This is a genomic window from Paramixta manurensis (assembly GCF_013285385.1).
Taxonomy (GTDB): domain Bacteria; phylum Pseudomonadota; class Gammaproteobacteria; order Enterobacterales; family Enterobacteriaceae; genus Paramixta; species Paramixta manurensis.
Genome location: NZ_CP054212.1, coordinates 2,526,586 through 2,547,613 on the forward strand (window position 1 = coordinate 2,526,586; position 21,028 = coordinate 2,547,613).

A 21,028-nucleotide genomic window follows, 5' to 3' on the forward strand; every position below is an offset into this window, starting at 1 on the left:
TTAAAAGCTTTACAGCATCTTATGATGACAACAATAGATATTGCGCATCAGAGCCGAAGATAGCGTTGTTCTCGCGCCAGCGAATAAAATAGTAGATTATGCTACCTATAAGAAAAATAGTCGCATTAATGCTTATTTATAAATTGTTTTTTATTCGGTGGTCTGGTTTCTACCGAATATAGCGGTTGTTTTCCTGGTTTGGATAGGAGACAGTGAACTATCATTGAAGTGTTCGCCCAGAAAAAACCTTAATCTACACCAAGCTGATTTAGTCATCGTGATATGCGGTGAGGAGCCTGAATCAGGTGCCAAAAGAGGGGTGCGCTATGACGACTTTATTTGACGATCCGATTAAGGACAGCAAACGACTCAGTGACGGACCTGACTGGACTTTCGAACTCCTTGACGTCTATCTGGCGGAAATTGATCGGGTAGCGAAACACTACCGTTTAGATACTTACCCCCATCAAATAGAGGTAATTACCTCGGAACAGATGATGGATGCCTATTCAAGCGTCGGTATGCCGATTAATTACACCCACTGGTCCTTCGGCAAAAAATTCATCGAAACCGAGCAACGCTATAAACACGGTCAGCAAGGGTTAGCGTATGAGATAGTGATCAATTCGGACCCTTGTATCGCCTACCTGATGGAAGAAAACACCATTACCATGCAGGCGTTGGTGATGGCGCATGCCTGTTATGGACATAACTCCTTCTTTAAGAACAACTATCTCTTCCGTAGCTGGACGGATGCCAGCTCAATCGTCGATTATTTACTGTTCGCGCGTAACTATATTGCCGAGTGCGAAGAGCGCTACGGCGTGGAGGAAGTGGAGCGCTTGCTGGACTCTTGCCATGCACTGATGAATTACGGTGTTGATCGCTATAAACGCCCGCAAAAAATCTCATTACAGGAAGAGAAAGCCCGGCAAAAAAGCCGGGAAGAATATTTGCAAAGCCAGGTCAATACGCTGTGGCGCACCCTGCCCCGGCGCGAGAAAGAAGAGGTGCAGCCGGAGGCGATGCGTTTCCCTTCTGAGCCGCAAGAAAATCTACTCTACTTTATGGAGAAGAACGCGCCATTGCTGGAGCCATGGCAGCGAGAAGTGCTGCGCATCGTGCGTAAGGTAAGCCAATATTTCTACCCGCAGAAGCAGACCCAAGTCATGAATGAGGGTTGGGCAACCTTTTGGCATTACACCATCCTTAACCATTTGTATGATGAAGGAAAAGTTTCCGAGCGCTTTATGCTGGAGTTCCTGCATAGCCATACCAACGTGGTGTATCAGCCGCCTTATAATAGCCAGTGGTATAACGGGATTAACCCCTATGCATTGGGGTTCGCCATGTTTCAGGACATTAAACGCATTTGCCAATCTCCTACCGAGGAAGATCGCTATTGGTTCCCGGATATTGCCGGGAAAGATTGGCTGGAGACGTTGCATTTCGCGATGCGTGAATTTAAGGACGAGAGCTTTATTAGTCAATTTTTGTCGCCCAAAGTGATGCGTGATTTCCGGTTATTTACCGTGTTAGATGATGACCGAAATAACTATCTGGAAATTGCGGCTATCCATGATGAAGCAGGCTATCGCGCTATTCGCCAGCAATTGTCGGCTCAATATAATTTGAGCAACCTGGAGCCGAACATTCAAGTGTATAACGTTGACCTGCGCGGCGACCGCTCGCTCACTTTACGCTATGTGCCGAATGATCGTGCGCCATTGGATAAAAGCAGACGGGAAGTATTGAAACACGTTCACCGGCTGTGGGGGTTTGATATACAGCTTGAGCAGCAAAATGAGGACGGCAGCAGCGACATTCTTGACCGCTGTCCGCCGCGCCCCGGAACACTGTAAACCCGATACAAGAAGGCCGGGCAATGCCCGGCCTTCTTTTTTCGTTTAACGACGCTGGTGCGCTATATCGGTTGGCATGGTTTTTTGCATACTGTGCCAAATCTCTCCGCTGCGACGACCATATTCACGCACTGCGTCTACGACGCTCTCTGTCTCGCCACGTTCGCAAAATGCGCGCAACTGCTGGTAAAAGGTCAACGCCAGCTTACGCGCCTCCGGGTTAGAGAAATAGTGTCTTCCGACGCGCGTATACAGCCCTTTTAACCCATTAAGAATTAAGCCATAAATCGGGTTACCTGACGCGAACGCCAGACCGCGAAAAATACTGTAATCCAGTTCGGTATAGGCATCTGCCTGATCTTCGACCCCGACCGCAGTCTCCAACACGACTTTTGCCTTATCGGGATGGTGACTCACCGCGCGACGAATAAATATTGATGAAATATTGGTTCGCACCGACAGTAAATTATCGATAAGTTGCGGTACGCTATCGTGGTCGAGACGCGCTAGCGTTTCAAGGATATTAAGCCCCGAGGTTTCCCAAAAATCGTTAACACGCGTTGGCTTACCATGCTGGATGGTTAACCATCCATCACGCGCCAAACGTTGCAGGACTTCACGCAATGTTGTCCGCGTTACGCCAATGAGCTCAGAGAGCTCGCGTTCAGCGGGGAGAATGGATCCTGGTGGAAAACGACTATTCCAAATACTTTCAATAATATACTCTTCCGCGAAACCAGCCGGACTTTGCGCCTTAATGACCATAGTGTAGTTTTCTCACTGCTTTCTTATTTGGCGATATTCAGCTCATCATACCAGAGGCCCCAGGCGGGACATAGCCTCGAGGTGGTCGAAAAAGCCAACCTGGCGCAAATATCAGAAAAGTTGCTAGAAAATCAGTTGAATAAGAGCCAAAAAATGACATTTTTACTACTTTTTGGCATCCGGGTTTTTCAGTGCCAGGCAGAGTAGAAAGCCATTATCAGGGTAAGAAATTTGGCTGCCAGAGGGCCAGGCTCAACGTTACGTACCAACTGGTTGCGGCATCTGCTGGCGAACAGTTACGCTTTAATGTCGGTTTATTTACCTTAAGTCATTTTCATTACTGATTTTTTTATCCGGAAGGCTGGCAGCCGGACACTTTTGGTTTACACTGCCGTTTCAACGCTTATTGCATGGAAAGAGTTATGTTGCGATTTTTAAATCAATGCTCCAGAGGACGTGGCGCCTGGTTGTTATTGGCATTTACCGCCTTCGTATTGGAGATGGTGGCGCTCTATTTTCAGCACGTAATGATGCTAAAACCCTGCGTCATGTGTATTTACGAGCGCTGTGCGTTATTCGGCGTGATGGGCGCGGGGATTGTTGGTGCCATTGCACCCAAGACGCCATTACGTTTTGCCGCCTTATTGATTTGGCTGTATAGCGCCGTTGAAGGGCTACGCCTGTCTTACGAACATACGATGATCCAGCTCCATCCGAACCCGTTTGTGACCTGTGATTTTGCCGCTCGCTTCCCGTCATGGCTGCCATTGAACCAGTGGTTCCCGGGCATCTTCGTTGCCTCTGGCGACTGCGCGGAGAAACAGTGGTCATTTTTAACCTTAGGCATGCCACAATGGTTAATCGTGGTGTTTGGCGTCTTTTTACTGATCGCCCTGCTGGTGTTACTGGCGCAATTTTTCAAGCCTAAACGCCGCGATCTGTTCACTCGCTAACATAAAAAAACGGCCCGAAAGGCCGTTTTTTTTATCCTGCTACAGATTATTTTGCCCAGCTCGGCCGGTTCATGATGTGGTCTTCCCAATCCACCACCTCACTTTCACGTACTGCAATATGCCGAACCGAAATACGCTCGGCATGCATCGCCGCTTTCGAACCGGTCCGCAACGGATGCCAGACCGGTAATGGCTTCCCTTCCGCCAGTAGCCGATAAGCACAACTGGGCGGCAGCCAGGAGAAGGTCGGCAAATTATCGCGCGTTAACTTGATGCAATCCTCTTCATATTCGAAACGGCGCTCATAGTTACGACACTGGCAGGTTTTAATATTGAGTTGGTTGCAAGCGACGTTGGTGAAATAGATCTCATCGGTATCGGCGTCCTGCAACTTATTCAGACAACACTGCCCGCAGCCATCACATAAGGACTCCCATTCCTCATCGCTCATCTGCTCAAGCCGCTTATGCTGCCAGAAAGGGGTATCAGTCATCATGGTGTCCTGTCGGGTAAAAACCGCACCTTATAACCAGGTTATGTGCGGGATGCAACTTTTAGAGTACGCGGGTGGCAATACCATGGCCTGCCAGCGACACTTCCAGCTTATCGCCAGCGTGCATTGGCCCGACGCCTTCCGGCGTACCGGTTAAGATAACGTCGCCGGCACGTAGCGTGAAAAACTGGCTCATATAAGCAATTAACGGCAGAATTGGCGTAATCATATCGGCGGTGGTGCCGTGCTGACGCACTTCGCCATTAACCACCAGCTTCAGTTCTGTATTTTGGACATCGCCGTCAAATTCGCCAACCGGGATAAACCCGGAGAGTGGGCAAGAATTATCAAACCCTTTGGCCTTCTCCCACGGTTGACCGGCTTTTTTTAACCCCGCCTGCACATCACGTAAGGTCAAATCAAGCGCCACACCGTAACCGGCGATAGCTTTCACCACATGCTCTTCCGACGCTTGCTTCAAAGTCGCGCCGATTAATACCGCTAACTCCACTTCATGATGCACTGAACCAAACTCTTTTGGAATTGACAGCGGCTGGCGCAGATCGCACAGCGCCGTTTCGGGTTTAATAAACACCACGGGCTCAGTCGGCGTGGCGCTCCCCATCTCTTTAATATGCTTAGCGTAATTACTGCCGACACACACCACTTTACTAACCGGATAATCTAACAAAGCGCCCTGCCAGTCACGATGCTGATACATGCTTTCCCCTTGCGATAATGTGGCGCCGACGCGATGTCGGCCAATGTTGGACAATTACTGTGCGATAGCATCAGCCATTTTGCCAATACTAATGGCAAAATAATAAGATCGATTCCAGCGCATAATGGTACGGAAATTGTCATAAACCATGAATGCACGTCCCTGCATATCATCCGGCAAAATGATCCAGGCCCGTTGTGAAGTGTCCGGTAAGTTCACGCTATCGGTCAGCCGCACGCCCAGTTTCTCCCACTCACCCACTGTTTTCGCTTGCCCGGTTTTCAAGCCAGCCTGCTGCTGAACAAAATCCACCGGCAGCACAACTTCACGCCCCCAGCCTTCGCCGTTTTTCCATCCCTCTTTCGCCAAATAATTGGCCGTTGAAGCAAACACATCGGCTTCGTTATGCCAAATATCGATTTTACCGTCGCCATCACCATCTGCGCCGTAACGCAGGTATGAGCTTGGCATAAATTGGTTTTGCCCCATGGCGCCAGCCCATGACCCTTTCATCTCAGAGGCATCAATATGGCCTTGCTGGATAATTTTCAGCGCGGCGATCAGCTCTTGAGTGAAGAACGTTTCACGACGCCCTTCAAAAGCCAGCGTTGACAGCGCAGAGATGATGTCCTCTTTTCCCTGGATCTTGCCAAACTGACTCTCCATCGCCCACAGCGCGACAATGTATTGCGGCGGCACGCCATATTGTTGGCTAACCGGCGCGAGGTCGCCTTGATAACTTTTTACACTGTCGCGTGCCTGCGCGATTTTCCCGGCGGTCAAAACCCGGCTGAGATAGTCATCCAGCGTGATATTTTTCTCCGGCTGATTGCGATCTGATTTTATGACCCGATCGACAAAATGCACCTCGGCAAATGCGGCCGCAATCGTTGCTTGATCAACCCCTTGCGCACGTGCTTGCGCCTTTAACTGTTCAACATAGCCGGGAAACTCTGCCGGATTCCGGCCTTCCTGCGCCAGCGTAGTCTTGCCGGTTGGCGGTTGAAGGAAACCGCCAGATGACGGCGCCGCCGTGGATGAGGGGGTGGATGGCGGCGCGCTCTGCGGTTCCGCCATCGCCGGACGATTTTTACCGGCACATCCCGCCAGCAGGAGAGAAAACATGATGGCGCTCAGAACGGGTTGCTTCATGCAGGGTTCCTTTAATAATCGGTTGGGCCATCATTTAATAATAAAAAGCGTGATAACGACGGCGATGATATATTTTACAGAGGATTCTGAAGTAACGTTATTTACTATTTTCCAGATGACGTTTAAGTAGACTTTCAGCGGGCGGTGGAAGTTGTAAATAATAGCCCTGTTCTTGTAATGCGGTTTTCACTTTCTCAATATCCGCATTCACCAGTTTCTTGCGGCCATCCAGCGGGAGCATCATGGCGAACTGTGGCCTGCCGAAACCGCGTAACAGGGCTTCCGGCACGCGCGAAAAATCGTCTTTTTTTTCTACATAAAGGTAAGTTTGGTCGCGCAACGGGCTTCTATAGATCACACAAAACATATTTTTTACTCGAATTAAACCGGATGGTGGCTTGCCTGAATATAACAGTAACTATAACATGCTTGCAGTACTTCGGAATAATGTCCCGGCGTGATTAAGCATTTGGAAATTAGTTGCATAATTGCGTTGGGTAAAGACATAACAGGACTGAGTCAGGACAGATGTCGCAAACGCCAATCGAGTTTAAAGGCAGTAGTTTCACACTGTCTGTTGTTCATTTACACCACACTCAACCCGAGGTGGTTCGTCAGGCGCTACAGGACAAGATTGACCAGGCTCCCGGCTTTCTGAAAAACGCGCCGGTCGTTCTGAACGTGGCCACACTGACCGGCGACGTCAACTGGAAAGAGATGCAGCAGGCGATTGCGGCTACCGGCCTACGTATCGTCGGCATAAGCGGCTGTAAGGATGAGGCGTTAAAGCGCATGATCGTCCGCGCCGGGTTGCCGGTGTTATCGGAAGGTAAAGGGCAGAAGAAAAGTGTCGAACCTGAACCGCTGGTACAGGTTCAGCCTCCGGTGGAAACCCCAGTAGCGAAAACGCGGGTGATCAATACACCAGTGCGTTCTGGTCAACAAATTTACGCACGTAATGCCGACCTGATTGTCACCAACAGCGTCAGTGCCGGTGCGGAGTTAGTTGCCGATGGCAATATTCATATTTACGGCATGATGCGCGGTCGCGCACTGGCCGGTGCGGGAGGCGACCGTGATTGCCAGATTTTTTGCACCAGCCTGTCCGCAGAGTTGGTTTCCATTGCCGGTGAATACTGGATTATGGACCAAATTCCCGCAGAGTTTTTTGGAAAAGCGTCGCGCCTTTGCCTGAAAGATGGCGCTTTAACGATACAAACATTGAATTAGACCCCTTTTCTTCTTTAAGGAAATTTCAAATATGGCACGCATTATTGTAGTTACATCGGGTAAAGGGGGCGTTGGTAAGACCACGTCAAGCGCGGCCATCGCTACCGGTCTGGCCCAAAAAGGGAAGAAAACGGTGGTGATCGATTTTGATATCGGTCTGCGTAACCTGGATTTGATCATGGGCTGTGAACGCCGTGTGGTATATGACTTTGTGAACGTTATCCAGGGTGATGCCACACTTAACCAGGCGCTGATCAAAGATAAGCGTACCGAGAACCTCTATATCCTGCCGGCCTCACAGACGCGAGATAAAGATGCATTAACGCGTGAAGGCGTCGAAAAGGTACTGAATGACCTGAATGGCATGGATTTTGATTTTGTGGTGTGTGATTCACCGGCTGGGATTGAAACCGGCGCGCTGATGGCGCTCTACTTCGCCGATGAAGCGATTATTACCACTAACCCGGAAGTTTCGTCAGTACGCGATTCCGACCGTATTTTAGGCATTATCGCTTCAAAATCGCGTCGAGCGGAAAATGGCGAAGAACCGGTGAAAGAACACCTGTTGTTGACCCGCTATAATCCGGGGCGTGTTAACCGTGGCGACATGCTCAGCATGGAAGATGTGCTGGAAATTTTGCGCATTCCGTTGGCGGGCGTTATTCCGGAAGACCAATCCGTACTACGTGCGTCTAACCAGGGGGAGCCCGTCATTCTGGACGGCGAGTCCGATGCGGGCAAAGCCTACTCTGATACCGTTGACCGTTTGCTCGGTGAAGAACGTCCCTTCCGCTTCATTGAAGAAGAGAAGAAGGGTTTCCTGAAACGCCTGTTCGGGGGATAAACCATGGCCTTACTTGATTTCTTTTTATCCCGTAAAAAGAACACTGCCAATATAGCCAAGGAACGGCTGCAAATCATTGTGGCAGAACGTAGAAGGGGCGATAGCGAGCCCCATTATCTGCCACAGTTGAAGCGAGATATACTGGAAGTGATTTGTAAATATGTGAAGATTGATCCGGAAATGGTAACGGTTCAGTTGGATCAAAAAGGCGATGATATTTCGATTCTGGAGCTGAACGTCACGCTACCGGAAGTGGAAGAAACCACGAAATGATGCGTCTTTGTTCATAATGTTCCCCTGCTCTGGTGCAGGGGAACCTTTATGGATCACGCTTAATATTCAGTCAGCAGTTCGCCGATCTCCGCTTCCATCAGTTCTCCCCGCCACCCGGCCAGCAATTCAGGTTGCCGTTGGCGCGGCTTAATTTTCCAGTGCCAGCTTAACAGCTGATTGATTTGACGCCGCGATGCCAGTAACTCTGGGCTGAGCCCCGCCCGCTCACTCACGTTTTGCACCAACGCTTTTAACGCTTTAAAGGCTTTTTTGTAATGGGGATGATCAATGATATTCATAATCGGTTCGGGTAATACGCTCTCTTCCAGCGCATTAGCTTGCGCAACTAACCCCACCAGCGTTTTGCCATGAAAGCGGATTTCATGCCCACTCAGCCCTAAATGGTCAAGTTCGCCAAGTGAACCCGGTAAATAGCGTGCCACTTTCCACAGGTTCTCTTCACGCACCACGAAATTCACCGCCATATCTTTTTCACGCGCCAGATTGAGCCGCCAGGCCGCCAGCAATTTGAGCGCCGCCAACTGACGCGGCCTCAGCTGCCAGGCATTACTGATATCACGATACGCCTCTTCCGCCACCGTGAACTCCGCCCTGCGCTGACAAAGTAGTTCACACTCGCTAAGCGCTGCCGCCATATTCCCTGCCGCCTCGGTCGCTTCCATTAGCTGGTGGGCGATAGGTAACAGATAGAACACATCGGCGGCGGCATATTCGCACTGCCGCTCAGTTAGCGGGCGTGCCAGCCAATCAGTACGCGATTCGCTTTTATCCAACACCGTGCCGGTGAAAGACTCGACAATGGTCGCGAACCCACAGGAAAGCGGGCGTCCGCTAAATGCGGCCAGAATTTGGGTATCGATCATCGGCTGCGGCAAAGTCTCAAAGGCATTTAAAAACACCTCAAGATCTTCGCTACCGGCGTGCAAAAACTTGACCACGGCACGATCGCGTAACAAAGCAATAAACGGCGCCCAGTCCGTAATAGTTAACGGATCGATCAACGAGATGGTTTCGCCATCATACAACTGAATCAGCCCCAACTGTGGGTAGTAAGTACGGGTACGGACGAACTCCGTATCCAATGCCAGCGCGCTATGCTGGCGTGCGGCCTGGCAAACAGTATCCAGCGCCGTATTGGTGGTGACAAATGTATAATTCAAATCAATGTTCTCTCACTGCCGGCTAACAAAAAAACAGGCAACGGTCGGATAACAGTAAAAACGCCGGTGTGACCGGCGTTTCTCTTAGTGGGTGAAGATCCTTAACGCTAGGCGTGTGCGGTTTTTCCCTGCTCTTCTCGCAACTCACGGCGTAGGATCTTACCGACGTTGGTTTTCGGGAGTTCTTCACGAAACTCGACGATTTTTGGCACCTTATAGCCGGTCAAATGGCGGCGGCAGTGGTCAATCAACTCCTCTTTGGTTAAAGAGGCATCCTTTTTAACCACGCAGACTTTTACCGCTTCGCCGGAAAGATCGCTCGGCACGCCAATCGCCGCCGCTTCACGAACTTTTGGATGCTGCATCAGCACGTCTTCGATTTCGTTAGGGTAGACATTAAACCCGGAAACCAAAATCATGTCTTTTTTGCGATCGACAATCCGCAAAAAACCTTCGCTATCAACGGTAACAATATCACCGCTGCGAAGCCATCCATTTTTTAGCACCTCTTCCGTCGCCTCAGGAGATTGCCAGTAGCCAGACATCACCTGCGGCCCTTTGATGCACAATTCACCGGGCTCACCAGCCGCAACTTCATGCCCTTCATCGTCGATAAGTTTAATATCCGTTGACGGCACCGGCAGGCCAATACTGCCGTTATGACAGGTAATATCATACGGATTGACCGATACCAACGGTGAACACTCCGTGAGACCATAACCTTCCAGCAGATAGTGCCCGGTCAGTTTTTCCCAACGTTCAGCTACGGCTTTTTGCACCGACATCCCGCCGCCAGCCGATAAGCGCAGGGAAGAGAAATCAAGCTCAAGGAAATTCTTATCGTTCAACAACGCATTAAATAGCGTATTCACGCCGGTAATGGCGGTAAACGGATATTTGCTCAACTCTTTCACAAAACCAGGGATATCGCGCGGATTGGTGATTAACAAATTTTGCCCGCCGAGCTCAACGAACAGGAAACAGTTCACCGTCAGCGCAAAGATATGATACAGCGGCAGTGCCGTGACCACGAACTCCTTGCCATCACGCAGCAACGAACCATAGGTCGCTTTAGTTTGTTCGAGATTGGCCTGCATGTTGCGATGGGTCAGCATCGCGCCTTTTGCTACGCCGGTGGTGCCGCCGGTGTACTGTAAAAAGGCCAGCGCATCATTAGTAATCTCTGGCCGCACATACTGCATGCGGTACCCTTTGTGCAGTAAGCTGCGAAAAGAGATCGCATCCGGCAAATTGTACTTTGGCACCAACCGCTTAACGTACTTCACCACAAAATTAACCAACGTCGCCTTCGCGGGTGAGAGTTGATCGCCCATGCGCGTCAGAATGACGTGTTTCACTTGGGTCTTATCTACCACTTTTTCTAACGTGTGGGCGAAGTTAGACACAATCACAATCGCGCTGGCGCCGCTATCAGTAAGCTGATGCTGTAATTCACGCGGCGTGTACAGCGGATTCACGTTCACCACCGTCATACCGGCTCGTAATATGCCAAACAGCGCAATCGGATACTGCAGGAGATTGGGCATCATCAGCGCTACACGGTCGCCCTTTTTCAACCCTAACCCTTGTTGCAAATAAGCCGCAAAAGCACGGCTGCGCTCTTCCAGCTTACGAAAGGTCATCATTTGCCCCATATTGATAAAGGCGGGTTGATCGGCATAGCGCTTCGCGGCTTGCTCAAACAAATCAATCAATGACGTATAACGGTCGGCGTTAATCTCTGCCGGGACATCGGCCGGATAACGGTTTAACCAAACCTTATTCAAGGACTCACCTCGGATATCATATTTTATCGCCATCGCCGCCTCTGCCATCCGCACTATTAACAATATTTTAACTCATTGTACCAGTTTGCAAATTGCGCGTTTGTCAGGTTGCGAAGCGTATCACTAAATTCCTCTCTTCCTGAGAGACATAACAAAACGGCCCGCTCGCAGAAGTCGCGTTCGGGCCGCAAAAACAGCGTTAAATTAGGCTCACTCGGTCAGGATAGTTTGCACCTGGGCTGGGCCGGTATTGTAGTACCCATACCATGGGCTCGGCCCCCAGTAACCGCGATGGTGACGCGTCGGGCCATACCAAATCCAGGGATCCATGGGTTGCGGCGGCATGACAACCTGCTGTCGCAAATGCCAGCGCTGAAAGCCGGTGACATTAACTACCACAAAGTTATAGCTTGCCTCGCCGATGGTTCCCTTCTCGGTTCCGGTAATCGGCCCAACCACGGTAACCATCTGATTATTGAAATCAACCGGGTCGACAAAACCGTTAACATCGGCATAAATCCGCCCCACTGAGGCGCTACCTAATTGTGGGCGCCCGGTATCATCCAACGGCAAAGTCGCCAATTCGAGCCGCGTGCGGCCAGTAAGATTGGTCACTTTCACTACTTTACCGCCAAAACGTGACTCCTGCCCAACGTATAACTGCGGCGCATTTAGCACGCGCCTTAAATCTTGTTGCGGTGTTGGCGACGTGCCCTTAATTGAATCAGGAACCGATACACAGCCGGCAAGCAAAGCGGTGGCCAGCAATAGCAAGCCAGTAAAACCGGTAAAACGTTTACGCATAAACTTTCCCTCTCAAGACTCCATCCTTAGACTGCCCGGCAGGCAATTAGTTGCCGTTTACTCACGCCCCGGAAGTTTTTTCCACGCCACTTCATTACGTAAATAAACCGGTTCGGCGTGTTCCGGCAATACCGTCTGCCGGGCGTTCAAGGCACGTAACGCTAACGGTAGCATATCTTGTGCCGCGGGCAGCGTTATCGCGGTTTCCTTCAATGCCAGGGGCGCCTGCTCCGCCAACATCGGCCATGCTTGCCAACCGGTTCCTACCATCGCCCATCCACCGTCTAATTGGTGCATGCGCGCCAATGCCGCCTCGGGTTTCAGTACCGCTTCCGTCTGCTCACCGTGCCATGCGCCCTGTTCATCTCGCTGATATTCCGCCCAATACACCTCGCCCATACGGGCATCAATTGCCGCCAACACGCGCGTTGCGCCACAACTGCGCCACGCGCCTTCAGCCATGGTTTCCAGCGTAGAGACGCCAATCATCGGCAAGGTCGCGCCAAGCGCCAACCCTTGTGCAATACCAATACCAATGCGCACACCGGTAAAACTGCCCGGCCCGCGACCAAAAGCTAATGCGTCAAGTTGTTGCAACGTCACGTCATGGCGTGTCAGGATTTCCCGCACCATTGGCAGAATGCGCTGAGTATGCTCGCGCGGACAAAGTTCGAACAGCGCGTCACTCTGACTGTCTTGCAATAAGGCAACGGAGCAGGCTTCCGTCGCCGTATCAATGGCTAAAATTCGCGTAGACATACTAACCTCGGGCGGGATAACAATTTTTCGGCGCGCATCTTACCACAGCACAAGGCGAATTACTGCGTCGGCGCCTGTTGTAGAAACGTTACCGCGCGCTGAATATCACGGGTACGCGGCGTGGGCGGCAAACTGTTTAAAAATAATGCGCCATAAGGCCGCATGACTAAGCGATTATCACAAATCACCAAAACACCGCGATCCTCAACATCACGAATCAATCGCCCTACGCCCTGCTTTAGCGTAATCACCGCATCGGGTAACTGCACCTCATCAAAAGGCTCGCCGCCGCGTAACTTACAATCCTCCATCCGCGCCTTCAGCAAAGGATCTTCCGGCGAGGTAAAGGGCAATTTGTCGATAATCACTAGCGATAGCGCATCGCCGCGCACATCTACCCCTTCCCAGAAACTGCTGGTAGCCACTAATAACGCATTGCCCGCCTCAACAAACTGCTTGAGCAACTGGCCTTTACTGGTTTCGCCTTGTAGCAATACCGGCAAGGTTAACGTGGCGCGAAAATGTTCCGCCAACTCGCGCATCATTTGGTGTGAAGTACAGAGAAAAAAGCAACGTCCATTATTGGCCTGGATTAACGGCCCCAGCATACGTGCCAACTGTTTCGCGCCGCCGGGTTGGTTCGGCGACGGGAGGTTACGCGGTACGCAAAGGAGTGCCTGACGCGTGTAATCAAAGGGGCTGGAAAGGATCAACGAATCTGCCTTTTTCACCCCTAACCGCTCGACGAAATGCACCATGCTTTCGTTAACCGCCAGCGTCGCAGAGGTAAAAATCCATGCTGCCGGGCGCTCATCGATCACTTCACGGAAACGTTCGGAAACCGAGAGCGGCGTTAACGCCAGCACAAAGTGGCGCGAGGTACACTCGTACCAATAACTAAAGCCGGGTTGCGATACCTCTTTCAAGCGCTTGAGACGATTGCGATAGAGCGCCGCCCGCTCAAACGCCGCATCTAACAGCGCCGAACGGCCCAATGAAAGTTTTGCCACGTCGTAACACAGTTCCAGCGCATCATCAAGCAGGGTTAAGGCACGTAAAATCGTGCTATCGCTCAGTAAGTCGCGCAAGTTACCACGATAGCCGGGATCGCCTAGCGCGAGCCGGAAATCTTGTGCGCATTGCGCCAGGCGATCGGCCGATTTTTGCAGTTGCTGAACATCACGAATTTCGGTGCGATAAGCAATGTTGATATCTTTCGCCAGGTCAAGAAGTTGGCGGCTGGAGAGCTGCTGACCAAAGTATTGGCTGGCAATATCCGGCACCTGGTGCGCCTCATCAAAGATCATGACATCCGCCTCCGGGATCAGCTCCGCGAAGCCACTCTCTTTAACCACCATATCCGCCAGAAACAGATGATGGTTGACCACCACCACATCAGCGTCCATTGCACGGCGCCGCGCTTTTACCACGAAGCACTCTTTATACAACGGGCAGTCATTGCCCAAACAGTTATCATTGGTGCTGGTAACCAATGGCCAGATCTGACTATCCTCCGCCACGCCGCCGCAAGTGCTGATATCCCCCTCAACGGTTTCACTTGCCCAGCCGCGGAGATGCACCAGGTCGCTCAATGTTTGACCATTTAATTCACCGCCGGTCATCGTCTGTTGCTCCAGACGTTCGAGGCACAGGTAGTTTGAACGCCCTTTGAGCAGTGCCAGTTTGCCGTTAAATTTTAACGCGGTGGCAATGGTGGGAAGATCGCGGTTATACAACTGGTCCTGCAAGGCTTTAGAACCGGTAGAGATGATGACTTTTTTACCCGAGCGTAAGGCGGGTGCCAGATAAGCATAGGTTTTTCCGGTGCCGGTTCCCGCTTCAACTACCAGTTCACTGCGGCTGGCGATAGCTTTATCCACCGCTTGCGCCATTTGTCGTTGCGCTTCTCGCGGTTTAAACCCGGGAATCGCTTGCGCCAATGCGCCATCTGCTGCGAAATCGTCTGCCACACACCCTCACACATCGAATAAAAACACTGTGATTATGTCAGTATTTTCCGCCTCCCTCCACAACAGATGACAGCGCCCGGTTAACTGTGCCAGGCTAACGGCGAACAATTAAAGTGGAAATAAGGACGCAGTAAATGACGATTACCCGCATCGATCCCGAGCATCGTATGTCTGAAGCGGTGGTTCACAACAACACGGTGTATTACACCAGCGTGCCAGAAAACCTTGACGATGATGCGCAAGCGCAAACCGCCAATGCCCTGGCAACTATCGACAAAATCTTAACCCGTGTCGATTCCGATAAGAGCCGCATCCTGGACGCGACGATTTTTCTGGTTAACAAAGAGGATTTCCCGGCAATGAATCAAGCCTGGGATGCATGGGTTTCTCCCGGTAACGCGCCGGTTCGCTGCACCGTACAAGCGGGCCTAATGAACCCGCGCTACAAAGTAGAAATTAAAATTATCGCCGCGCTATAGTTCCCCGGCGCGTTATTCGTCTTCATCATCGTCTTCGAAGCGCGCCGTAATTAGCCCTCCGGTATGGGTTTGACGGATTTCTTGTGCGACCTGAGCAATGGCCTGACCGCTGCTCAAGCCTTGCGCCATCAATTCCTGGATGCGCTCTACCGCTTGTTGTTGCTGCTCATGAGATAATGCCGGAAGACCTGTTGTCATAGTGGTTCCTTATCGATTGAGGAACGCGCATTATTTCACGCGCCAGATGCGCTAAACAATGGCGAGCATAAACAGATGCCAACCGCGAAAAAATATGCCAGGCTTGCTGTTTTTACGTTGTGCACCTTTTGAAACTCATGCTGCCTGTTTACCACAGCTTCGATTATACCCCAGACGCCTTAACACGTCTGTTTTCCCGTGTCGCTCATTTACCCTGGTCGATGCTGCTCAGTTCAGGTTTTGCCGACCATGCTGATAACCGCTTTGATATTATGGTGGCCGACCCGTGCCAGACCTTGCAATCAGAAGGCATCACCACAGTAATCCGTAAAGGTGACAGGGTCACGGAATCACACGCCGATCCATTAGCATTAGTACAACAAGCGCTCGATGAGTGCGGATTAAGCGCCGATATCAATACGGATCTGCCGTTTCAGGGCGGAGCTCTCGGCTTGTTTGGCTATGATCTTGGTCGCCGTTTCGAACGCCTGCCGCACCTTGCTGAGCCTCAATTGCAAACGCCGGATATGGCGGTCGGCATTTATGACTGGGCATTAATCGCCGATCACCACCAAAAAACACTCACTTTGGTGGCGCATTGCGACGCGACACAACGCCTCGCATGGCTTGAAACATTGCCTGAGGTTGATGCACGTCCGGCATTTCAACTCACCAGCGCCTGGCAATCCAACATGACACTCGCCGACTATGAAGCCAAATTCGCGCGTATTCAGGCGTGGCTCCATGCCGGAGATTGTTACCAGGTCAACCTCGCTCAGCGTTTTCAGGCTACTTATCAGGGCGATGAATGGCAGGCTTTCACGCTGCTCAATCAACAAAACCGTGCGCCTTTCAGCGCTTTTCTACGCCTGCCGCACAGCGTGATCCTTAGTCTCTCGCCCGAGCGCTTTCTGTCGCTCGAACAGGGTGTGATCGAAACACGTCCCATTAAAGGGACGTTGCCGCGGTTAGCAGAACAAGAGGCCGATCGTCGTCAGGCGCAAAAGCTGGCGCATTCGGAAAAAGATCGCGCGGAAAACCTGATGATTGTCGACTTACTGCGTAACGATATTGGGCGAGTCGCTCAACCTGGCAGTGTTGAGGTGCCCGAATTATTTGTCGTCGAACCTTTTCCGGCGGTTCATCATTTGGTCAGCACCGTTCGCGCGCGTTTAAAACCCGGTTTGCACGCCACCGATTTGTTACGCGCCTGTTTTCCCGGCGGTTCAATTACCGGCGCGCCAAAAGTGCGGGCGATGGAGATCATCGAAACGCTCGAACCACAAAGACGCAATGCCTGGTGTGGCAGCATTGGGTATCTAAGCGTTTGCGGGCGCATGGATACTAATATCACCATCCGAACCCTGATTGCCGAACAGGGGCACCTTTACTGCGCCGCTGGCGGCGGTATTGTCGCCGATAGTCAGGCGGCGGCGGAATATCAGGAAACGCTGGATAAGGTCAACCGCATTTTGCCCTGCCTGGCGGCGGAGGCTTTACATGGCGACAACTAATTTGACCCTTGAGGGGTTTTTAACCCGCTTTTTATTACAAGCGCCGCCTACGCAAATGCAACCACTGCCGACACGGCGCGCAGCAGTACTGGTGCCGGTGGTCGAACGCGCGCAACCGGGGCTGTTACTGACCCGCCGCACCACACACCTACGCAAACATGCCGGACAGGTTGCCTTCCCCGGCGGGATGATGGATCCCGATGATGTTTCTCTAACCGCCACCGCCCTACGTGAAGCGATGGAGGAAGTGGCGATCCCACCCGACAGCGTGCGTGTCATCGGCACCTTGCCGCCGGTTACCAGCAGCACTGGTTTTCAGGTTACCCCGGTGGTGGGTATTATTCCGCCTGATATCGCGCGGCGCGCCAGCGAAGACGAAGTCGACGCCATTTTTGAAATGCCTCTACAGGAGGCATTGCGCCTTGCCCGCTACCATCCGCTTGATATTCACCGCCACGGTTTGCCGCACCGCGTGTGGCTTTCGTGGTACCAGCACTACTTTGTCTGGGGAATGACTGCCGGTATTATTCGCCAACTCAGCCTACAAATTGCCGAAGATGTGGCTTAACAGCTAATCACCCGGCAGATATTGCACAAAAACCAATCTAACCCTTATTTTTCACTACAATTACTCAGACAAGCGATCCGAATCACTGCATGGCGCACGCTTAACGGTTATATTATGCGTTATCATCCGGGTAATAGAGGTTAATAACCAAAATCCGGTTCGGTACATAAGGTTATCTTTTGCGATGGCTTAGTTTATTTCATGCGAAAAGATGATTTTTTAGGCGTCATGATGATTACTATTACGCAGAGAAATTTCCTCTCTGCGGCAGTAAAAAAGAAAGGAGCGTGTAGCGTGATTAGCGTTTTCGACATGTTTAAACCCGGTATTGGCCCTTCCAGTTCCCATACGGTGGGTCCGATGAAAGCCGGCAAACAGTTTGTCGATGATTTAGTGCGGAATGAACAACTGGCTTCCGTTACACGTATCGCCGTGGAAGTTTATGGCTCTTTGTCGCTCACCGGCAGAGGTCACCATACTGATATCGCCATTATTATGGGTCTCTCTGGCGCCGCGCCGGAGGATGTCGATATTGACAGTATCCCGGTATTTATTCGCGATGTTGAACAGCGTCAACGTTTGTTGCTGGCCAACGGGCAGCACGAGGTGGATTTCCCACGCGAAGGCGGTATGGCGTTCAGCCAGGAAAACCTCCCGTTACATGAAAACGGGATGCGTATTCACGCCTTTGATGGCGAGCACCTTATCTACAGCAAAACCTATTACTCTATCGGCGGCGGTTTCATCGTCGATGAAGAGCATTTCGGGCAATCTCTGCTTAATGAAGTGACGGTGCCCTATCCTTTTCATTCCGCTCAAGCCATGCTGGCGCACTGCCACCAGACCGGTTTATCACTGTCCGGGCTGGTAATGAAAAATGAACTGGCGCTTCACTCGCGCCAGGAGATTGAGAGTTACTTCGCCAATGTCTGGCAAGTCATGCGTGATTGTATTGATCGTGGCCTGAATACCGAAGGCGTGTTGCCTGGGCCGCTACGCGTGCCGCGTCGCGCTTCAGCGCTGCGCCGGATGCTGGTGTCGTCGGATAAACTCTCCAGCGATCCGATGAATGTTATTGATTGGGTGAATATGTTTGCGCTGGCGGTGAATGAAGAGAACGCGGCCGGTGGTCGTGTCGTCACTGCGCCGACCAATGGCGCTTGCGGTATCGTTCCGGCAGTGTTGGCGTATTACGATCATTTTATTGAGTCAGTAAGCCCGGATATTTTTATCCGTTATTTCCTCGCCGCCGGGGCTATTGGAGTGCTGTACAAGATGAATGCCTCTATTTCCGGCGCCGAAGTCGGCTGCCAAGGCGAAGTAGGCGTCGCTTGTTCGATGGCGGCGGCCGGGCTAGCGGAACTGCTCGGCGCCAGTCCGGAACAGGTGTGCGTCGCAGCGGAAATTGGCATGGAGCATAACTTGGGTCTGACCTGCGATCCGGTGGCCGGCCAGGTGCAGGTTCCCTGTATCGAACGTAATGCGATTGCTTCGGTAAAAGCAATTAACTCCGCCCGTATGGCATTACGTCGCACCAGTGAAGCACGCGTTTCGTTGGATAAAGTTATCGAAACGATGTATGAGACCGGTAAAGACATGAACGCGAAATACCGTGAAACATCGCGCGGCGGGCTGGCAATTAAGGTGCAGTGCGATTAGTTGGCGGTAATGCTTCATTAAAGAGGCAAAAATAGTTTCTTTTCCCGCTATCGCCTGGCGGGAGAAACCGCTAGAGTTAATTTGCGCGGCCAGTTGGCCGCGTTGTTGTTTGTCAGTAGAACCGCTTTTTTCTCCAGCACAACTAAACTTAGCACCTCTTTTGCCGATAACGAAACGTCGGGTTTTTATTTTGCGCTTTTAAGGGTGGTTACTGATGCAGGTGTCCCAGCAAATTGTTGGACAGTTTCGTCGAAAACGATTGCTCATCGCTTCGATTGTTGCCGCGTTAGTGCTCATTCTTACGTTAACCTTCCGCTTCGTTGAAGAGAAAGGCCGCATAGAACAGCAATCACGCAATTTTGCCAATAATGCGATTCAACGTTTTGATCGCATGTTCTCTCCGTTGGATGTTTCTGCCAGCAACACACTTGGCCTGGTCGGGGTGCGTTGTTCGACTGTCCGTTTCCCTTTGGTTGAAAAGCTCGCCACCTTACAAACCGTGCGTGCGGTGTTATTGGTCGATAACGATCGCATTTACTGTTCCAGCATTTATGGCGAGCGCAATATTCCCTTCAGCACAACTTATCCGGAGTTAGCGGTCAATAATCAGCGCATGTTGCTGAGCGTCGACAATTACCTCCTGAAAGGCTCGCCAGTACTGCTGTTCTGGACGCCAAGAAGTATGGATAACCGCGCCGGGATTTTGCAGGTCATCAATATTGAGATGATGAGTAACTATCTGCTGGAGCCGACGCTGCCTTGGGTTGAACGCGCAGTGTTTAACGTTGGCGGGCAAAGCCTTGAATACGGTAATCCGATGATCGAAGCGGTGCATCCGTCAGAAGATGAAGTGGGCTATCAGCAAAGCTCGCTACGTTACCCGTTTAGTATCACGTTGTTCGGCCCCGCGCCCTCGCGTCTGGCCTTAATGACATTGCCTTCCCAGTTACCGCTGGCGTTGTTATTAAGCCTGCTGATGGGCTATATCATCTGGCTGGCGACCGCTAACCGCATGAGCCTCTCGTGGCAAATTAGCTATGGTCTCTCGGCGCAAGAGTTTATGGTGTACTGCCAGCCATTAATTAGCGCACGTACCGGCAGTTGTGAAGGGATTGAGTTACTACTACGCTGGCATAACCCCCGCCAGGGATGGATCCCGCCTGATGTGTTTATTCCGATGGCTGAACGTCAAAACTTGATCGCGCCATTAACCCGTTTTGTGATTAGTGAAACCGTTCGTCATTTACCGACGTTACCCGCTTGTCCAACCTTTCATATCGCGATTAACGTTGCGGCCAGCCACTTTCGCGATCGTGCAATAATTGATGACTTGCAACGTCTCTGGTGGCCGGCAAATCCGAAGCCGCAACTGGTGGTTGAGTTGACCGAACGCGATGCGCTACCGGTGGTGGATCAGCGCGTAGTCTCTCATCTACATAAAATCGGCGTTAAGCTGGCAATTGATGATTTCGGAACCGGACACAGCTCGCTCTCCTATCTGAAAACACTCAGCCCTGATGTGCTAAAAATCGATAAAATTTTTACCGCTGCGATTGGTACTGACGCAATTAATGCTACGGTGACCGATATGGTGATTTCACTGGCGCAGCGTCTAAATATCAGTCTGGTGGCTGAAGGCGTGGAAACCGCAGAACAGGCGCTCTATTTACGCGAACGCGGCGTTGATACGTTACAAGGCTATTTTTATGCCCGCCCAATGCCATTGGGCGAGTTCCCCGGTTGGCTGACCCGCCATCAGCCAACCATGGATGCCTAAAAAAACGGCGCCAACGCGCCGTTTTTTCTGCAGATTGCT

General features: G+C 51.5%; 21 protein-coding genes. 10 read left to right on the forward strand and 11 right to left on the reverse strand.

Going from position 1 to position 21,028, the window contains the following annotated elements; translation table 11 throughout:
- Positions 1-326: 326 nt before the first annotated feature.
- Entirely contained in the window at positions 327-1,862 is a 1,536-nt protein-coding gene (locus tag PMPD1_RS12195) for a SpoVR family protein (protein ID WP_173634297.1), read from the forward strand.
- Between the two features lie 45 nt (positions 1,863-1,907).
- On the opposite strand, the gene fadR is transcribed toward PMPD1_RS12195, so the two are convergent.
- Entirely contained in the window at positions 1,908-2,627 is a 720-nt protein-coding gene (gene fadR, locus PMPD1_RS12200; RefSeq protein WP_173634298.1) for a fatty acid metabolism transcriptional regulator FadR, read from the reverse strand.
- A 422-nt stretch (positions 2,628-3,049) separates the two neighbouring features.
- Here fadR and dsbB point away from each other — a divergent pair, with 422 nt between their 5' ends.
- Positions 3,050-3,580, forward strand: a complete 531-nt coding sequence (dsbB, locus tag PMPD1_RS12205; RefSeq protein WP_173634299.1) for a disulfide bond formation protein DsbB — start codon at positions 3,050-3,052, stop codon at positions 3,578-3,580.
- A gap of 46 nt (positions 3,581-3,626) precedes the next feature.
- Here dsbB and ycgN read toward each other — a convergent pair whose 3' ends face one another.
- The 4 genes from ycgN to PMPD1_RS12225 form a co-directional block, all read right to left on the reverse strand.
- Positions 3,627-4,073, reverse strand: coding sequence for a cysteine cluster protein YcgN (gene ycgN, locus PMPD1_RS12210; RefSeq protein WP_173636206.1), 447 nt, complete (start codon positions 4,071-4,073; stop codon positions 3,627-3,629).
- Positions 4,074-4,134: 61 nt separating this feature from the next.
- Positions 4,135-4,794 (reverse strand): fumarylacetoacetate hydrolase family protein, encoded by a 660-nt coding sequence (locus PMPD1_RS12215; RefSeq protein WP_173634300.1) that lies wholly within the window; start codon positions 4,792-4,794, stop codon positions 4,135-4,137.
- Between the two features lie 54 nt (positions 4,795-4,848).
- On the reverse strand, positions 4,849-5,946 hold the full coding sequence (locus PMPD1_RS12220; protein WP_173634301.1) for a lytic murein transglycosylase: 1,098 nt from the start codon (positions 5,944-5,946) through the stop codon (positions 4,849-4,851).
- 97 nt (positions 5,947-6,043) lie between these two features.
- Positions 6,044-6,313 carry a YcgL domain-containing protein gene (locus PMPD1_RS12225; protein ID WP_173634302.1) on the reverse strand — a complete coding sequence of 90 codons (270 nt, stop codon included), beginning with the start codon at positions 6,311-6,313 and terminating at the stop codon, positions 6,044-6,046.
- A 161-nt stretch (positions 6,314-6,474) separates the two neighbouring features.
- On the opposite strand from PMPD1_RS12225, the gene minC reads away from it, so the two are divergent.
- From minC to minE, 3 genes are read left to right on the forward strand one after another with little or no spacing between them, the layout of a single operon-like run.
- Positions 6,475-7,176: a septum site-determining protein MinC gene (gene minC, locus PMPD1_RS12230; RefSeq protein ID WP_173634303.1), complete on the forward strand. Its 702-nt coding sequence runs from the start codon at positions 6,475-6,477 to the stop codon at positions 7,174-7,176.
- Positions 7,177-7,207: 31 nt separating this feature from the next.
- On the forward strand, positions 7,208-8,020 hold the full coding sequence (minD, locus tag PMPD1_RS12235) for a septum site-determining protein MinD (RefSeq protein WP_173634304.1): 813 nt from the start codon (positions 7,208-7,210) through the stop codon (positions 8,018-8,020).
- A 3-nt stretch (positions 8,021-8,023) separates the two neighbouring features.
- Positions 8,024-8,293, forward strand: coding sequence for a cell division topological specificity factor MinE (gene minE / locus PMPD1_RS12240; protein ID WP_173634305.1), 270 nt, complete (start codon positions 8,024-8,026; stop codon positions 8,291-8,293).
- Positions 8,294-8,352: 59 nt separating this feature from the next.
- Here minE and rnd read toward each other — a convergent pair whose 3' ends face one another.
- The 5 genes from rnd to yoaA all read right to left on the reverse strand — a co-directional run bounded on the left by rnd (position 8,353) and on the right by yoaA (position 14,794).
- On the reverse strand, positions 8,353-9,474 hold the full coding sequence (gene rnd, locus PMPD1_RS12245; RefSeq protein WP_173634306.1) for a ribonuclease D: 1,122 nt from the start codon (positions 9,472-9,474) through the stop codon (positions 8,353-8,355).
- Between the two features lie 107 nt (positions 9,475-9,581).
- Positions 9,582-11,261 (reverse strand): long-chain-fatty-acid--CoA ligase FadD, encoded by a 1,680-nt coding sequence (gene fadD / locus PMPD1_RS12250; RefSeq protein ID WP_173634307.1) that lies wholly within the window; start codon positions 11,259-11,261, stop codon positions 9,582-9,584.
- Between the two features lie 210 nt (positions 11,262-11,471).
- Positions 11,472-12,065 carry a Slp/YeaY family lipoprotein gene (locus PMPD1_RS12255; RefSeq protein WP_173634308.1) on the reverse strand — a complete coding sequence of 198 codons (594 nt, stop codon included), beginning with the start codon at positions 12,063-12,065 and terminating at the stop codon, positions 11,472-11,474.
- A 57-nt stretch (positions 12,066-12,122) separates the two neighbouring features.
- Complete coding sequence (gene tsaB / locus PMPD1_RS12260) at positions 12,123-12,824, reverse strand: tRNA (adenosine(37)-N6)-threonylcarbamoyltransferase complex dimerization subunit type 1 TsaB (protein ID WP_173634309.1); 702 nt, start codon at positions 12,822-12,824, stop codon at positions 12,123-12,125.
- A 59-nt stretch (positions 12,825-12,883) separates the two neighbouring features.
- Positions 12,884-14,794 (reverse strand): DNA repair helicase YoaA, encoded by a 1,911-nt coding sequence (yoaA, locus tag PMPD1_RS12265; protein ID WP_173634310.1) that lies wholly within the window; start codon positions 14,792-14,794, stop codon positions 12,884-12,886.
- A gap of 134 nt (positions 14,795-14,928) precedes the next feature.
- On the opposite strand from yoaA, the gene PMPD1_RS12270 reads away from it, so the two are divergent.
- The gene (locus PMPD1_RS12270) at positions 14,929-15,273 is read left to right on the forward strand and encodes a RidA family protein (RefSeq protein ID WP_173634311.1); all 345 of its coding nucleotides are present in this window, start codon (positions 14,929-14,931) and stop codon (positions 15,271-15,273) included.
- Positions 15,274-15,285: 12 nt separating this feature from the next.
- Here the strand turns inward: PMPD1_RS12270 and PMPD1_RS12275 are convergent, their stop codons facing one another.
- Entirely contained in the window at positions 15,286-15,471 is a 186-nt protein-coding gene (locus tag PMPD1_RS12275) for a YoaH family protein (protein WP_173634312.1), read from the reverse strand.
- A 137-nt stretch (positions 15,472-15,608) separates the two neighbouring features.
- Between PMPD1_RS12275 and pabB the strand changes: the two genes are divergently transcribed.
- From pabB to PMPD1_RS12295, 4 genes are all read left to right on the forward strand, one after another.
- Positions 15,609-16,985 carry an aminodeoxychorismate synthase component 1 gene (pabB, locus tag PMPD1_RS12280; protein ID WP_173636207.1) on the forward strand — a complete coding sequence of 459 codons (1,377 nt, stop codon included), beginning with the start codon at positions 15,609-15,611 and terminating at the stop codon, positions 16,983-16,985.
- Positions 16,972-17,553 (forward strand): CoA pyrophosphatase, encoded by a 582-nt coding sequence (locus PMPD1_RS12285; protein ID WP_173634313.1) that lies wholly within the window; start codon positions 16,972-16,974, stop codon positions 17,551-17,553. Before pabB ends, PMPD1_RS12285 begins: the two co-directional genes overlap by 14 nt.
- A 294-nt stretch (positions 17,554-17,847) precedes the next feature.
- Positions 17,848-19,212: an L-serine ammonia-lyase gene (sdaA, locus tag PMPD1_RS12290; RefSeq protein WP_173634314.1), complete on the forward strand. Its 1,365-nt coding sequence runs from the start codon at positions 17,848-17,850 to the stop codon at positions 19,210-19,212.
- A 214-nt stretch (positions 19,213-19,426) separates the two neighbouring features.
- Entirely contained in the window at positions 19,427-20,989 is a 1,563-nt protein-coding gene (locus tag PMPD1_RS12295; RefSeq protein WP_173634315.1) for an EAL domain-containing protein, read from the forward strand.
- The last annotated feature ends 39 nt before the right edge of the window (positions 20,990-21,028 follow it).